This window comes from Pseudomonas sp. FFPRI_1 (genome assembly GCF_055384485.1).
Genome location: NZ_AP029168.1, coordinates 4,458,877 through 4,475,007 on the forward strand (window position 1 = coordinate 4,458,877; position 16,131 = coordinate 4,475,007).

Genomic DNA, 16,131 nt, shown 5'->3' on the forward strand with positions numbered 1-16,131 from the left:
TGGCTGACCACCCGGTGCCGTCCTGGCTATAAAAAACACAACGGACAGGAGTGATCATGGTTCAGCAGCTTTCCACCCGCCGTTGGCCCGACAGCCAGTGCCAGCCGCGCTGGGCCGAGGCGATCGGCAACGCCTACTTCCCCCTGTCCCTGGAGTTCAGCAGCGATGCGCGCTTCCAGGGCAACCTGCAGATCTGGGAAACCCCCAGCAGCGCCCTGGCCCTGTCCCGCCTGCGCTCCAGCCGGCTGGGCTACTCGCGCAGCAAGGCCCAGGTCAGCGACGACACCCAGGCCTGCTACCTGGTGACCATTCCGCGACGCCACGAGGTGCTGTTCGAGCAGGATGGACGCCAGCTGCAATGCCGCCCCGGCGGCTTCATCTTCGAACGGGGCGATGCGCCCTACCGCTTCCGCTATGCCAGCGACAACGACCTCTGGGTATTCAAGCTGCCGGAACAGGCCCTACAGGGCCGGCTGCGCGGCGCCGAGCGCTACACCCGCTTCTGCTTCGATGCCCGGCGCGGGCTGGGACGGATCTTCGCCGACCAGTTGGCGATGTGCGCCGCGCGTTTCGAGGAGTGCGCCCCGGCGGCCCGGCACATGCTGCTGGAACAGGCCCTGTCGACCCTGCTGCTGACCCTGCGCCAGGACGAGCGAGTGCTCAGCAGTGAAAGCTCCAGCCTGGCCGCCCTGCACCTGCAACGCATCGAAAGCTACGTGGAGCAGCACCTGGGCTCGGCGGAGCTCAACCCCAGGCAGATCGCCAGCGCCTGCGGCATTTCCCTGCGCTACCTGCACAAGCTCTTTGCCGACCGCCCCTTCAGCCTGGGCGAATGGATTCGCCAGCAGCGCCTTTGTGCCGTGCACCGCCAACTGCGCGACGCCCACTGCCGCCTGTCGATCGGCGAGCTGGCCGCGCGCTGGGGGTTTGCCGACCAGGCTCAGTTCGCCCGGCACTTTCGCCAGCGCTTCGGCTGCACCGCCAGCGAAGTGCGCGCCGGCCAGGGCACTGCCGCACCGCGTCACTGAACGCCGGCACCTACCGGGCGGCGCCGGAGCATTTGCCACGGCGCCGGGCATGAACACGCATTTGCCAGTAAACTCTCTGCCCTTTCGCCGCGGTCACCTTCTGTGCGGCCAAGCCTTTTGCATGCGGAGCCTGCCTTGCGTCTGTTTCACACCTCCGACTGGCACCTGGGCCAGAACCTCCACGGCCAGGAACGCGACTTCGAACACGCCTGTTTCCTTGAGTGGCTGCTGCGCCAGCTCAAGCACGAGCAGCCGGATGTGCTGCTGATCGCCGGCGATATCTTCGATACGGTCAACCCGCCGGTCAAAGCCCAGGAGCGGCTCTACGACTTCATCGTCAGCGCCCACGAGCAGCAGCCGGCCCTGACCATCGTGATGATCGCCGGCAACCACGATTCCGGCTCGCGCATCGAGCTGCCGGCAGCGCTGATGCGACGCCTGCGCACCCATGCCCTGGGCCGGGTGCTGTGGCTGGATGACGGCCAGTTGGACGCCGAGCGCCTGCTGCTGCCACTGCCCGACGCCAGCGGTGCGATCGCCGGCTGGTGCCTGGCCCTGCCCTTTCTGCGGCCGGCGGAAGTCACAGGCCCACAGCTGGGCGACGACTACCTCAAGGGCATCGCCCAGGTCCATGAATGGCTGATCGCCGCGGCCAACGCCAAGCGCCAGCCAGGCCAGGCGCTGATTGCCGTGAGCCACGCGCACATGGCCGGCGGCTCGGTGTCCGAGGACTCCGAGCGCAGCCTGATCATCGGCAACGCCGAGGCCCTGCCCGCCAGCCTGTTCGGCGCCGACATCAGCTACGTTGCCCTGGGCCATCTGCACAAGCCGCAAAAGGTCAACGGCGAGGAACGCATCCGCTACAGCGGCTCGCCGATCCCGCTGTCGTTTTCCGAGATCAACTACCCGCACCAGATCCTCGATGTGCGCCTGGACGGCGAGACCCTGGTCAGCGTCGAGTCGCGGCTGATTCCCCGGGCCGTCAACCTGCAACGCCTGGGCCCAGCGCCCCTGGCCGAGATGCTCCTGCAACTGGCTGAACTGCCGGACCTCGACCTGCTGGCCGAAGAACAGCGCCAGCCCTGGCTGGAAGTGCGGGTGCGCCTGGACGAGCCGCAGCCGGACCTGCGCCAGCAAGTGGAAAGCGCCCTGCAGGGCAAGGCCGTGCGCCTGGTGCGGATCGCCGCCGAATACGCCGGCAACGGCGAACACGACGCAGATGACGGCGCCAGCCAACTGCTGGAGCTGGACCAGCTCAGCCCCCAGGACCTGTTCAGCCGTGCCTGGCTCGACAGCTATGGCAGCGAGGTGGATGAACAGACCCTCAAGGACTTCGCGCAATTGCTCCAGGAAGTGCAGCACGAGGAGGAACAGCCATGAAAATCCTCGCCATCCGCCTGAAGAACCTGGCCTCCCTGGCCGGCCCCTTTGAAATCGACTTCACCGCCGAGCCCCTGGCCAGCGCCGGCCTGTTCGCCATCACCGGCCCCACCGGCGCCGGCAAGAGCACCCTGCTGGACGCCCTGTGCCTGGCGCTGTTCGGCGCCGTGCCGCGGCTGAACAACATCGCCAAGGAAAACAAGGTCCCGGATGTCGATAGCGACATCTCTACCGGCGACCCGCGCACCCTGCTGCGCCGGGGCACCGGCAACGGTTACGCCGAGGTCGACTTCGTCGGCATCGACGGCCATCGCTACCGCGCGCGCTGGGAAACCAATCGCGCCCGGGACAAGGCCAACGGCAAGCTGCAGGCCAGCAAGCAGAGCCTGCACGACCTGGACAGCAATCAACTGCTGGCCAGTGGCAAGCGCGACTACGAGCAACTGATCGAAGCCAGGCTAGGGCTCAACTTCGAGCAGTTCACCCGGGCGGTGATGCTGGCCCAGAGCGAGTTCAGCGCCTTCCTCAAGGCCGACGACAAGGAGCGCAGCGAGCTCCTGGAAAAACTCACCAACACTTCGATCTACAGCCAGCTGGGGCGCCGCGCCTACAGCAAGAGCAAGGAAGCCGAAGAAGCCCACAAGACCCTCAAGGCCCAGGCCAGCGGTATCACTCCGCTGGAGCCCGAAGCCCGGGCCGAACTGGACCAGCGCTTCGACGCCGCCCAACAACAGCTCAAGGCCCAGCAGGCGCAGCTCAAGCAACTGGAGTTGCAACACGGTTGGCTCCAGGAGCTGCAGCAGTTGCAGGCGCAGCAGCGCAACGCCGCCGAACAGCTGCAGCAGGCACAGGCCGCCTGGGCCGGCCTGGACGGCGAGCGGACCCGGCTGACGCGCCTGGAGCAACTGGCGCCGCAACGCCATCAGTTCGCCCGGCAGGTCGAGTTGAACCAGCAACTGACCCCGCTGGCCGAACAGATCCGCCAACAGCGCCTGCAACACAGCGCACAGCAACAGCACCAGGCAGAACTGCAGCAGCAACTGGGCACCGCCCAAGCCGCGCTGCTCGGCGCCCAGGCCCAGCAAAGCGCCAGCGCGCCCCTGCTGCGCGAAGCCTTTGCCGAGCAGAGCACCCTCGCCCACAAGGACAAGGCCTGCGCCGAAGCCGACGCGCTCAAGAGCCAATTGCAGCAGGCCAGCGAGCAGGGCCGGCAAGGGATCCAGGCCATGCTCGAGCAGCAACGGCAGGTGGCCGAGCGCCTGCAGCGAATTGCCGAGCAATTGCAGCACAGCACGCACCTGGCGCCGCTGAGCGATGCCTGGAGCGCCTATCGCGATCGCCTGCAACAGCTGATGCTGGCCGGCAACCGCCTGAACAAGGGCCAGCAAGAGCTGCCCGACCTGCAGCAACGGGCCAGCAGCGCGGCGCAGCAACTGGCCACGCAACGCGATGAACTGCACCTGCTGTACAGCGAAGCCGGCGCCGAGCCCCACGCGGTGGCCGAGCAGTTGCAGATCCTCAGCGACCTGCTGCAGGACAACCGCAAGCAACAGCGCGCCTTCGAAGAGCTGGCACGCTTGTGGGCCAGCCAGCAGGAGCTGGACCAGCGCGCTGCCCAGCTGGCGGAAAAACGCCAGGCCGCCGCCCAGCAGCGCGAAGAGCTGAACCGGGCCGGCCTGCAGCGCAAGGCCGAACTGACGGTCGCCGAACAGGCCCTGGCAGTGACCCAGCAACTGCTGGAACGCCAGCGCCTGGCCCGCAGTGCCAGCGTCGAAGAATTGCGCGAGCAGTTGCAGGACGATCAGCCCTGCCCGGTCTGCGGGAGCCACGAACACCCCTATCACCAGCCCGAGGCGCTGTTACAGAGCCTGGGTCGCCATGACGCAAGCGAAGAAGCCAACGCACGCCAGGCGGTGGACGAGCTCAAGGAAAAGCTCGCCGACCTGCGCAGCCAGGTGGGTGGCCTGATCGCCCAGCAGAAGGAGTTCCTGCAGCAACAGGAGCAACTGACAACGCAGCAGCAAACCCTGGCGCCGAGCATCGAAGGCCATCCGCTGGCGGCGGCGCTGCTCGACCTGGACGCTCCCCAGCGCGACGCCTGGCTGCACCAGCAACTGAGCCAGTTGAACCAGAGCATCCAGCAGGACGAACAGCGCCAAGGCGCCCTGCTGAAACTGCAAAAGGACGCCGGGCGCCTGCAACAGCAACTGCAAGCGGCGGTCGAGGCCAGCCAGCAGGCCAGCCAACAGCTGACCCAGCAGCAACAGCAGCTGGGCGCGGATCGCCAGCGCCTGGAGGAAGAGCTGGCGGCCTTCGCCACCCTGCTGCCGGCCGACACCCTGCAAGCCCTGCGCAGCGACCCGGCGGCAACCTTCATGCAGATCGACCAGCAGGTCATGCAGCGCCTGGAACAGCTCGACCAGCACCGCGAAGAACAGCAGGAGCAGCAACAGCGCCAGCTGGCCCTGGACAAGGAACAGGACCGCCAGCAAACCCGCGAACTGCAACTGCAAGCCGCCCTGGAGCAATTCAACACCCTGGCCGAACAACAACAGGCCGCCGGCAACAAACTCGCGCAACTGCTGGGCGCGCACAGCAGCGCCGAACACTGGCAGCAGCACCTGGAACAGGCCGTCGAACAGGCCCGCACCGCCGAGGTGCTGGCCAACCAGCAGTTGCAGGAAGTCCGCAGCCTGCTGGTGCAGTTGAGCGCGCAGCTGCAAGGCAAGGAGGAGCACCTGCAGGCTCTGGAAGCCGAACAGCAGGCACTGGGCAGCAAGATCAGCGACTGGCGCCAGCAGCACCCGGAACTGGACGATGGCGAGCTGGAACAGTTGCTCAGCCTGGACGAGCAACAGGTCGCCGCCTTGCGCCAACAACTGCAAGCCCACGAAAAGGCGGTGGAACAGGCCAAGGTCCTGGTCACCGAACGCGAGCAACGCCTGCACAGCCACCAGGCCCCGCAACAGGGCCAGCTCGATGCCGAACAACTGGCCAGCGCCCTGAACGAACTGCACGGCCAGTTGGCCGCCAGCGAACAACTGAGCGCCGAATTGCGCGCCCAGCAAACCGATGACCAGCGCCGCCAAGACGCCAACCAGGCCCTGGGCCAGCAGATCGCCCAGGCCTACGCCCAATGGCAGCGCTGGGCACGGCTCAATGCCCTGATCGGCTCGGCCACGGGCGACACCTTCCGCAAGATCGCCCAGGCCTACAACCTCGACCTGCTGGTGCACCACGCCAACGCCCAGTTGCGCCAGCTGGTACGGCGCTACCGCCTCAAGCGCGGCGGCAGCATGCTCGGCCTGCTGGTGCTGGACACCGAGATGGGCGATGAAACCCGCTCGGTGCATTCGCTGTCCGGCGGCGAAACCTTCCTGGTGTCCCTGGCTCTGGCCCTGGGGCTGGCGTCCATGGCGTCGAGCACCCTGAAGATCGAGTCGCTGTTCATCGACGAAGGCTTTGGCAGCCTCGACCCCGAATCCCTGCAACTGGCCATGGACGCCCTCGACGGCCTGCAGGCCCAGGGGCGCAAGGTGGCGGTGATTTCCCACGTGCAGGAAATGCACGAACGGATTCCGGTGCAGATCCAGGTCAGCCGCCAGGGCAACGGCCTGAGCACCCTGGAGGTGAAATGAGCACACTGCAAACGCCGGGGGCGACCCTCTACTCCTTCCGCCGCTGTCCCTACGCCATGCGGGCGCGCCTGGCCCTGCGCTATGCCGGGGTGGCGTTGGAGATCATCGAGGTCAGCCTCAAGGCCAAGCCGGCGCAGATGCTGGCACTGTCGCCCAAGGGCACGGTGCCGGTGCTCAGTGTGGATGGGCGGGTGATCGAGGAGAGCCTGGAGATCATGCACTGGGCGCTGGAGCAGCATGACCCCGAGAACTGGCGCCTTGACGGTGACCCCAAGGCCCAGGCGCAGATCACCGCGCTGATTGCCGAGAATGATCAGCAATTCAAACTGCATCTGAACCGCTACAAGTACGCCGAGCGCTATCCCGAAGCGCCCATGGAGCATTATCGGGCCCAGGGCGAGGTGTTTCTGGCGCGGCTGGATGGCCTGCTGCAAGAGCGGCGCTATCTGCTGGCCGAACATCCGAGCTTGGCGGACATGGCCGTGCTGCCGTTTGTACGGCAGTTTGCCCATGTGGACCGGGAGTGGTTTGGCAAGGCGCCCTATCCGGCGTTGCAGGGGTGGTTGCGAGGGTTGCTGGAGGGGGAGTTGTTTTTGGCGGTCATGAGTAAGGGTGGGGGCTGAGGTTTTTGGGGGACAGTCGGGTGATGCCGACGGGGTTGCTTGAGGTTGTCTGCTGACCGTGAGGTTGGCGCGTATATCCGGAGCTGCGGTCATGGCCGCGTGCCGCAGGAAGAGCATCACTCACGCCGCCCGCCCTAGCGGGCGCCATGCTAAGGTTTGGTAACTTTTCCTGCCGGCGCCACTGCCCATGTCCTTCGTGATTCGAACCCACCCCCGCCTGACCTTCGGCGTCTTGATCGGCTGCGTCGTCGGCGCCCTAGTCCCGGCACAGACGCTGATGGGCAAGGTCCTCATCGGCTGGAACGCCGCCGTCTGGACCTACCTGGCGCTGATGTTCTGGCTCACCCTGCGGTCTCGGGCCGACGATGTGAAACGCATCGCCGAGGCCGAGGATGAAAACGCCGGGCTGGTGCTGCTAATCGTCTGCGTCGCGGCCATCGCCAGCCTGGTGACCATCACCCTGGAACTGGTGGGCAGCAAGGACCTGGAAACCCAACGCCGGCTGCTGCACTACGCCTTCACCGGCCTCACGGTGATCGGTTCCTGGCTGCTGGTGGGGGTGATCTTCAGCGTGCACTACGCACGCCTCTACTACACCTGGGGCGGCAAGGAACCGGCCCTGCGCTTCGCCGAGCAATTGACCACCCCGAACTATTGGGACTTCCTCTACTTCTCCTTCACTATCGGCGTGGCGGTGCAGACCTCCGATGTCGGCGTGGCCACCCGGGAAATGCGCAAGATCGTCCTCGCCCAGTCGCTGATCGGCTTTCTGTTCAATACCGCGATCCTCGGCTTTTCCATCAACATCGCCGCCGGGCTGTTCAGCTGAGGCTGCACAAAACTTCTAGACCCAGCCCTGGCACCGGCGTTAACTGCCAGGGTTGCCGCCACGCCCTACGGACCGCTCCATGACCACGCCCAACTGGATCGACCTGGCCCAGGATGCCGACACCGGCATCGAGACCCTGCGCGCGCATTTCACCGGCCACGCCTATGACCCGCACTGGCACGACAGCTACCTGGTGGGCGTCACCGAACAGGGGGTGCAGCAGTTCAACTGCCGCCGGGCCCGGCACCAGAGCACGCCGGGCAAGGTGTTCCTGCTGGAACCGGGGGAGATCCACGACGGCGAAGCACCCACCGAGGGCGGCTTTACCTATCGCATGCTGTACCTTGACCCGCAGTGGCTGGAGCGCGAACTGGGGGCGCTGTTCGCCGAGGCGCCGGCCAATACCCAGCTGGGGTTTGGCAGCACCCTGGCCAGCGATTCGCGTCTGGCCCAGGCCACCAGCGCGGCCTTTCACAGCCTGCACCATGGCCAATTGCGCATTGTCCGCCAGAGCGCCCTGGACCTTCTGCTGGAGCAACTGACCGGGCACCTGCACTGGCGCCAGCGCTATGGCCCGGACCCGCGCCTGCCGCTGGTGGCGCAACGGGCCAGGGACTACCTGCATGCCCACCTGTACCAGGACCTGAGCCTGGAAACCTTGAGCGCCGTCTGCGGGGTCGATCGCTTTCGCCTCAGCCGTGCCTTCAAGGCAGCCTACGGCCTGGCGCCCCACGCCTACCTGGTGCAACTGCGCCTGAGCCGGGCGCGGCGCTTGCTGGCCGGCGGTGCCGCACCGGCGGACGTCGCCAGCCACCTGGGGTTTGCCGACCAGAGTCACCTGGGGCGCTGGTTCATGCGTGCCTATGGCTTGAGCCCGGCGCTGTATCGCAAGCGCTGCACAAAGCTTCCAGACGCCTGACGCCCAGCCCCTGACAATCAGCCTCCGGATCATTACTGGAGCGGCCTGCGATGCCCCCTTCTCTCTCCTCCCTGTTGCCCTTCGTGCTGTTCGCCTTTGTCGCCTCCATCACCCCGGGCCCGACCAATATCCTGGTGCTGAGCAACAGTGCCCGCTACGGCGCCCGGGCGGCGCTGCCGATCATTCTCGGCGCCGGCGCCGCGGCGGCCGGCATCGTGCTGCTGGTGGGCAGCGGCCTGGGGGACGGGCTGGCGCTACTGCCCAGGGTGCAGCGGGCCATGCAATGGATCGGCCTGCTGTGGCTGAGCTACCTGGCCTGGCAGATCTGGCGGGCACCGGCGCGCCCCCTGGATGCCCAGGCCTCAGACGCCCGGCGATTGGGGGTGCTGGGCGCTGCCGCGTTACAACTGGTGAACCCCAAGACCTGGATGATGGCCCTGGCGGTGGTCAGTGTGTTCGCCGGCAGCGATAGCGACCGCCACGGCCGGGTGCTGTGGCTGTCCCTGGTGTTTTTCCTCGTCGCCCTGCCTTGCCTCGGCACCTGGGCGCTGCTGGGCGCCGGTTCGGCCCGCTGGCTGCGCTCGCCTCGGGCCCTGCAGCGTTTCAACCGGGGCATGGCCTTGCTGTTGCTGGCCTCGACCTGGATGAGCCTGGGGGCCTGAGGCAGTCGTCACAGTGCAAAAGCCGGTCGCTATGGAGCGTTTCCCGGACCGCCAGGGCCACGTAAGGTGACCAGCACGGCGCAATAAGACGCCGCTCTGAACAATAAACCACCTGCCGGAAGAGATCCTCTGATGCAAGCACCGTTCAAGCGTTGTTTCCTGGCCCTCTGCGCCGCTGCACTTGTGAGTTCCCCGACCTGGGCCGCCGAGCCCGCCTCCTGCAAGAACCTGCGCATGGGCGTGGTCAACTGGACCGACGTGATCGCCACCAGCGCCATGGCCGACGTGCTGCTCAGCGGCCTGGGCTACGACAGCAAACAGACCAGTGCGGTGCAGCAGATCATCTTCGCTGGCATCCGCGACAAGCGCCTGGACATCTTCCTCGGCTACTGGAAACCGGCCATGGACCCGAACATCGCGCCCTTCCTCGCGGCTGGCCAGGTCAGGGTCATGGAGCGTCCCAGCCTTGCGGACGCCCAGGCCACCCTGGCGGTGCCGGACTATGTAGCCCAGGCCGGGCTCAAGACCTTTGCCGACATTGCCCGTTTCAAGGAACAACTGGGGGGCAAGCTCTACGGCATCGAACCCGGCAGCGGCGCCAATACCACGATCAAGACCCTGATCGACACCAACCGTTTCGGCCTCAAGGGCTTCAAGCTGATCGAGTCCGGCGAAGCCGGGATGCTGGCCGCCGTGCAGCGAGCCATCAACCGCAAGGAGTTCGTGGTGTTCGTCGGCTGGACCCCGCACCCGATGAACATCAACCTGCGCATCAACTACCTGACCGGCAGCGAGGATGTCTACGGGCCCAACGAGGGCGCGGCCACGGTGTCCACGGTCACCGCGCCGGACTTTGCCGAGCGCTGCCCCAACGTCGATCGGCTGCTGCAGAACCTGACCTTCAGCGCCGCCCAGGAAAGCCAGCTGATGGTGCCGATCATGCAGCGCCAATCTCCCCGGGAAGTGGCGCGGCAATGGCTGCGTGAACACCCCGAGGACCTGCAGCGCTGGCTGGCCGGGGTCACCAGCTTCGACGGTGGTGACGGCGTGGCGGCAGTCAAGGCCGGGTTGTAGCAGCAGCCAGACAGCGCGCCCGGATGGGTGTGCATGCCCCCTGTGAACCGCTCTCGCGGATGCCGCCCGGGCCAGCGTCAGGCTGAGCACGCCCGGTCGGCATCTTCCCTTTCCAACCTGCGGAATCCTTGATGAACCACTACCCCCTGTCCCCGCAACTGGCCGCCTTCGTCGAACGGACCCTGAGCCATAACGGCCCCGACGGTAGCCTCAACGGCCTGCGCGACAGCTATCGGCGCATGTGCCGGGACTTCACTCCGGCGCGGCCCGCCGGCCTTGTCGTGCAGGACCTGCAACTGGCCGGGGTGGCGCTGCGGCTCTATCAACCCGAGCAACCCGCCCCGGAGTCCGGTTGGCCCTGGTTGCTGTACCTGCACGGGGGCGGCTGGGTGCTGGGCGGCCTGGATTCCCATGATTTCATCTGCACGCACCTGGCCGGGGAGCTCAATCTGCTGGTGATCGCCGTGGATTACCGGTTGGCACCGGAGCATCCATTCCCCGCGGCCTTCGACGACTGCCTGGCGGTGTGGCGGGCCCTGGAACAGGGCGCGCTGCCCCTGCCGCTGGATGCCCGACGCAGGGCGGTGATGGGCGACAGCGCCGGAGGCAACCTGGCCGCCGCCCTGTGCCTGGCCCTGCGCGATGCCGGCCAGGCGCTGCCGGCAGCACAGGTGCTGGTCTACCCGGGGCTGGGCGGCGCCGCCAACCTGCCCTCCCGCAGCCATTGCGCCGATGCCCCCTTGCTCAGCAGCAGCGACCTGGACTGTTTCCAGGCCCTGTACCTGCCCGGTCCCGATCAGCGCTCGGCCTACGCGCGGCCCTTGCTGGCAAAGGATTTCAGTGGCCTGCCGGCGGCCTTGATCGCCCTGGCGCAGTTCGACCCGCTGCGCGATGACGGTGAGTGCTATCACCAGCAGTTGCTGGCCGCTGCCGTGCCCAGCCAGCTCTACCCCGGCCTCGGCCTGGTGCACGGCTGCCTGCGGGCCAGGGGCCTGGCCGCGGAAGTCGATGACCTGTATGGGATCCTGCAGGACTACCTGCGCCAGGCCCTGGCGCTGCCTTGAGCCCTACCGTCGGTCAGGCAGCCGGGGATCTGAAGCGGATTTATCGACCTTGCACCCTTGACGGCAGAATGGCTTTTGCGGTTTCCTGAAACCGGTTTCAGCCCATCTCGACAGGACTGAAACAATAATTCCAAGAATAAGGTCGTCGCCCGTGAATCAATTTTCCGCCGCCCAGCGCAACCGCGTCACCATGCTCGACGTCGCTCGACACGCCGGAGTCTCCAAGGCCAGTGTGTCGCGCTTTATCGGCGAAGACCGGGCCCTGCTCTCCGATGCCATCGCCCTGCGCATCGAGCAGGCAATCGCCACACTGGACTACCGTCCGAACCAGATGGCCCGCGGCCTGAAACGCGGGCGCACGCGCCTGATCGGCATGCTGGTGGCCGATATCCGCAACCCCTATTCAATTGCCGTGATGCACGGCGTGGAAACCGCCTGTCGCCAGCACGGCTACAGCCTGGTGGTGTGCAACACCGACCGCGACGACCAGCAGGAAGCCCGGCACCTGGCCAACCTGCGGGCCTACAACATCGAAGGGTTGATCGTGAACACCCTGGGCCACCACCTGGAACAACTGCTGGAACTGCAGCAGGAAATGCCCATGGTGCTGGTGGACCGCAAGCTGGACGGCCTGCAGGCCGACCTGGTGGGCCTGGACAACCCGGCGGCGGTGCGCAGTGCCATCGAGCACCTGGAGCAACAGGGCTACCGCGACCTGCTGCTGGTCAGCGAACCCCATGACGGCACCAGTTCGCGGCTTGAACGCCACGCCAGCTTCCAGGCCGAGATCGCCCGGCGCCCGACCCTGCACGGCCAGTGGCTGGCAACCGGCGAGGCGCTGGTGGCCGGCCTGCAATCCTTTCTCGCCGCCCCGGGCCACGGCCCCAAGGCGCTGTTCTGCGCCAATGGCGTGGCTGCCCTGGCCGCGACTCGGGCCCTGCGTGAACTGGGCTGCCCCCTGTTCGACGACCTTGGCCTGATCGCCCTCGACGACCTCGACTGGTACCCCCTGGTAGGCAGCGGCATCAGCGCCTTGGCCCAACCCACCGAAGCCATCGGCGCCAGCGCCTTCGAGTGCCTGCTCAAGCGCCTGCGCGGCGACACCGGACCGGCACGAGGAGTGGATTTTGCGGCGCAATTGATCGTACGCGGCTCCACCCGTTCCCTGTCGCCGCCAGCGCCGGGCCTGCAACCTCGTTGATCGGCTGCGCGGCCTGGAGCAGCGCTTGTACCCAGTAGCAAGGCCCCTCGGAGACGTTGTTGCGAAACCGTTGCCGGGTAGCCCTGAATAAAAATGAAACCGGTTTCAGAGGTCTGAAGCATGCATCAATCACCCGTTTCCATCAGTCTGTCCAGCTACGGCGCCGACCTGGTGCGCCAATACGGCCAGGGGCACTTCATTGCCCTGGTGGCGGCCGCCGGCGCGTCCTGCATCGAATGGCGCGAAGAGTTGCTCGGCAACGAACTACCCGCCGAACTGGCCCGCGAGGCGCAGCAGCATGGCCTGGCAAGCGTGTTTTCCTCGCCCCTGGAACTGTGGCAGGCAGGCCGCTGCGAGCCCAACCCCGAGCTGTCCGCCACCCTGCAACGGGCCCGTGAGTTCGGCGCCAAACGCCTCAAGGTGTCCCTCGGCCACTTTACCGAACACCACGACCTGCGCAGCCTGGCCAGCTTGCTGTTCCGCCAGCCCCTGGGCCTGCTGGTGGAGAACGACCAGACCGCCCATGGCGGACGCATCGAGCCGTTCCAGCGTTTTTTCAGCGCCGTGGAGCCCCTCAACCTGCCCCTGGGCATGACTTTCGACATCGGCAACTGGCAATGGCAGGAGCAATCGGCGGTGAATGCCGCGCGCCTGCTGGGCCGCCACGTGACCTACGTGCACTGCAAGGCGGTGCGCCTGCGGGTCGACGGCAAGCTGGTGGCCATACCGCCCAGCGCTCCGGACCTGCACCAGTGGGAACAACTGCTGCGGCACATGACTCAAGGTATTACCCGGGCCGTGGAATACCCGCTGCAAGGCGACGACCTGGTACAGATCAGCGCCGAGCACGTCAGCCTGCTGGCCCGCCTCGGCCAGTCGCGCCTGGAGAATGCAGATGCCTGATATCGATATTCTGTCCTTCGGTGAAACCATGGCGATGTTCGTTGCCGAACACGGCGGCGACCTGGCCCGGGTCGAGCACTTTCACAAGCGCATCGCCGGGGCCGACAGCAACGTCGCCATCGGCCTGGCGCGGCTGGGCTTCAAGGTGGCCTGGCTGAGCCGGGTGGGCAATGACTCCCTGGGGCGCTTCGTGCTCGACACCCTGCAGGCCGAGGGCCTGGACTGCCGCTTTGTGCGCTGCGACCCGCTGCACCCCACCGGCTTCCAGCTCAAGTCCCGGGAAGACACCGGCGACGATCCCCGGGTCGAATACTTTCGCCGCGGCTCGGCGGCCAGCCACCTGGCCATCGGCGATGTCGCCCCGGCCCTGCTCCAGGCCCGCCACCTGCACGCCACGGGCATTCCCCCTGCACTCTCGGCGTCGACCCGGGAGCTCTCCGGCTACCTGATGCAGAGCCAGCGTGACGCCGGGCGCAGCGTGTCCTTCGACCCCAACCTGCGCCCTGGCCTGTGGACCAGCGAAGCGCTGATGATCCGCGAGATCAACCGCCTGGCGGCCCTGGCCCACTGGGTGCTGCCGGGCCTGGGCGAAGGCCGCCTGCTGACCGGCCGTGACGACCCGGCGGACATCGCCGCCTTCTACCTCGACCAGGGCGCCGAGGCCGTGGTGATCAAGCTCGGCGCCCACGGCGCCTACTACCGCACCCAGCTGGATGCCGGCTTCGTCGACGGCGTGAGCGTGGCCCAGGTGGTGGACACCGTGGGTGCCGGCGACGCCTTCGCCGTGGGCCTGATCAGTGCCCTGCTGGAGAGCCGCAGCGTGGTCGAGGCGGTGCAGCGCGCCAACTGGGTCGGCAGCCGCGCGGTACAGAGCCGCGGCGACATGGAAGGCCTGCCGTTGCGCCACGAACTACCGGAGCACAGCCCCCCCCTGAAAACCGCCAACGCCCTGTAGGAGCTGACTTGCCAGCGAAGGCGTCCACCAGGGCGATGCAAGGCTAAAGCCCTGTTCGCCGGCAAGCCGGCTCCTACACAACAGCAACGCGCACCACCGTAGGAGCTGGCTTGCCAGCGAAGGCGTCCACCAGGGCGATGCAAGGCTAAAGGCCCTGTTCGCCGGCAAGCCGGCTCCTACACAACAGCAATGCGCACAACCGTAGGAGCTGGCTTGCCAGCGAAGGCGTCCACCAGGGCGATGCGAGGCTCAAGGCACTGTTCGCCGGCAAGCCGGCTCCTACACAACAGCAACGCGCACCACCGTAGGAGCTGGCTTGCCAGCGAAGGCGCCCGCCAGAGCGGCACAAGGCTCAAGGCCCTGTTCGCCGGCAAGCCGGCTCCTACACAACAGCAACGCACACCACCGTAGGAGCTGGCTTGCCAGCGAAGGCGCCCGCCAGGGCGATGCAAGGCTAAAGCCCTGTTCGCCGGCAAGCCGGCTCCTACGGAAAACGAACACCAAGAACCACCTGTTGCGACAAAAACAACAAGCTCAGGAGAACTTTCATGGACACGCTCAAACTCGCCGCCCGCCGCTGGTGGTACATCATGCCCATCGTCTTCATCACCTACAGCCTGGCCTACCTGGACCGTGCCAATTACGGCTTTGCCGCCGCCTCGGGGATGGCCGACGACCTGCAGATCACCCCCGGCCTGTCGTCGTTGCTGGGGGCGCTGTTCTTTCTCGGGTATTTCTTCTTCCAGGTGCCAGGGGCGATCTACGCGCAAAAACGCAGCGTGAAGAAGCTGATCTTCGTCAGCCTGATCCTCTGGGGCGGCCTGGCCACCCTCACCGGCATCGTCGCCAATGCCTACATGCTGATCGCCATCCGCTTCATGCTCGGGGTGGTGGAAGCGGCGGTGATGCCGGCCATGCTGGTGTACCTGTGCCACTGGTTCACCCGCGCCGAACGCTCCCGGGCCAACACCTTCCTGATCCTCGGCAACCCGGTGACCATGCTCTGGATGTCGGTGGTCTCCGGCTACCTGGTGGAACACTTCAGCTGGCGCTGGATGTTCATCATCGAAGGCCTGCCGGCGGTGATCTGGGCCTTTATCTGGTGGCGCCTGGCCGATGACCGGCCAAGCCAGGCCCAATGGCTCAGCGCCCAGGAGAAACAGGACCTGGAAAGCGCCCTGGCCGCCGAGCAGCAAGGCATCAAGGCGGTGAAGAACTACGCCGAGGCCTTTCGCTCGCCCAAGGTGATCCTCCTGGCGCTGCAGTTCTTCTGCTGGAGCATCGGGGTCTACGGCTTCGTGCTGTGGCTGCCGTCGATCCTCAAGCACGGCGCGCAGATGGACATGGTCGAGGCTGGCTGGCTGTCGGCCCTGCCCTACCTGGCGGCAGTGATCGCCATGCTCGCAGTGTCATGGGGCTCGGACCGCACCCAGCAACGCAAGCGCTTCGTCTGGCCGCCGCTGTTGGTCGCCGCCATCGCCTTCTACGGCTCCTACCTGCTGGGGGCCGAGCATTTCTGGTGGTCCTACGGCCTGCTGGTGCTGGCCGGAGCCTGCATGTACGCGCCCTACGGGCCGTTCTTCGCCATCGTCCCGGAGATTCTCCCGGCCAACGTCGCCGGCGGCGCCATGGCGCTGATCAACAGCATGGGCGCCCTGGGCTCCTTCGGCGGCTCCTACCTGGTGGGCTACCTGAACAGCGCCACCGGGTCCCCCGGGGCCTCCTACCTGCTGATGAGCGCGGCCCTGCTGCTCTCGGTACTGCTCACCCTGCTGCTCAAGCCCGGCGCCAACGCGCCCCGGGCCAAGGCCTTGGCGGCGCGTCGCCGCCTGCTGCACTCATGAATTGCCACGGA

The 16,131-nt window shown here is 66.8% G+C and carries 13 protein-coding genes; all 13 read left to right on the forward strand.

Translation table 11 applies throughout. The annotated features are described in order from the left end of the window. The first annotated feature begins 56 nt into the window (after positions 1-56). Complete coding sequence (locus ACZ5BO_RS19670) at positions 57-1,028, forward strand: AraC-like ligand-binding domain-containing protein (protein ID WP_025130044.1); 972 nt, start codon at positions 57-59, stop codon at positions 1,026-1,028. A gap of 135 nt (positions 1,029-1,163) precedes the next feature. Further along, a complete protein-coding gene (locus ACZ5BO_RS19675; RefSeq protein ID WP_025130043.1) occupies positions 1,164-2,408 on the forward strand; it encodes an exonuclease SbcCD subunit D C-terminal domain-containing protein in 1,245 nt (414 codons plus the stop codon). Continuing rightward, on the forward strand, positions 2,405-6,046 hold the full coding sequence (locus ACZ5BO_RS19680; protein ID WP_464696191.1) for an AAA family ATPase: 3,642 nt from the start codon (positions 2,405-2,407) through the stop codon (positions 6,044-6,046). Before ACZ5BO_RS19675 ends, ACZ5BO_RS19680 begins: the two co-directional genes overlap by 4 nt. After that, a complete protein-coding gene (locus tag ACZ5BO_RS19685; RefSeq protein WP_464696193.1) occupies positions 6,043-6,669 on the forward strand; it encodes a glutathione S-transferase in 627 nt (208 codons plus the stop codon). Before ACZ5BO_RS19680 ends, ACZ5BO_RS19685 begins: the two co-directional genes overlap by 4 nt. Before the next feature lie 187 nt (positions 6,670-6,856). Further along, on the forward strand, positions 6,857-7,498 hold the full coding sequence (locus tag ACZ5BO_RS19690; RefSeq protein ID WP_025130040.1) for a DUF1345 domain-containing protein: 642 nt from the start codon (positions 6,857-6,859) through the stop codon (positions 7,496-7,498). 79 nt (positions 7,499-7,577) lie between these two features. After that, a complete protein-coding gene (locus tag ACZ5BO_RS19695; protein WP_025130039.1) occupies positions 7,578-8,417 on the forward strand; it encodes an AraC family transcriptional regulator in 840 nt (279 codons plus the stop codon). A 50-nt stretch (positions 8,418-8,467) separates the two neighbouring features. Further along, complete coding sequence (locus tag ACZ5BO_RS19700) at positions 8,468-9,079, forward strand: LysE family translocator (protein WP_464696194.1); 612 nt, start codon at positions 8,468-8,470, stop codon at positions 9,077-9,079. A 132-nt stretch (positions 9,080-9,211) separates the two neighbouring features. Then, positions 9,212-10,153: a choline ABC transporter substrate-binding protein gene (locus tag ACZ5BO_RS19705; RefSeq protein WP_025130037.1), complete on the forward strand. Its 942-nt coding sequence runs from the start codon at positions 9,212-9,214 to the stop codon at positions 10,151-10,153. Positions 10,154-10,284: 131 nt separating this feature from the next. After that, positions 10,285-11,217, forward strand: a complete 933-nt coding sequence (locus ACZ5BO_RS19710; protein ID WP_025130036.1) for an alpha/beta hydrolase — start codon at positions 10,285-10,287, stop codon at positions 11,215-11,217. A gap of 151 nt (positions 11,218-11,368) precedes the next feature. Beyond that, positions 11,369-12,418: a LacI family DNA-binding transcriptional regulator gene (locus tag ACZ5BO_RS19715; protein WP_464696196.1), complete on the forward strand. Its 1,050-nt coding sequence runs from the start codon at positions 11,369-11,371 to the stop codon at positions 12,416-12,418. Positions 12,419-12,538: 120 nt separating this feature from the next. Further along, the gene (locus tag ACZ5BO_RS19720; RefSeq protein WP_025130034.1) at positions 12,539-13,321 is read left to right on the forward strand and encodes a sugar phosphate isomerase/epimerase family protein; all 783 of its coding nucleotides are present in this window, start codon (positions 12,539-12,541) and stop codon (positions 13,319-13,321) included. Continuing rightward, positions 13,314-14,276, forward strand: a complete 963-nt coding sequence (locus ACZ5BO_RS19725; RefSeq protein ID WP_464696197.1) for a sugar kinase — start codon at positions 13,314-13,316, stop codon at positions 14,274-14,276. Before ACZ5BO_RS19720 ends, ACZ5BO_RS19725 begins: the two co-directional genes overlap by 8 nt. Before the next feature lie 548 nt (positions 14,277-14,824). After that, the gene (locus tag ACZ5BO_RS19730; RefSeq protein WP_464696199.1) at positions 14,825-16,120 is read left to right on the forward strand and encodes an MFS transporter; all 1,296 of its coding nucleotides are present in this window, start codon (positions 14,825-14,827) and stop codon (positions 16,118-16,120) included. The last annotated feature ends 11 nt before the right edge of the window (positions 16,121-16,131 follow it).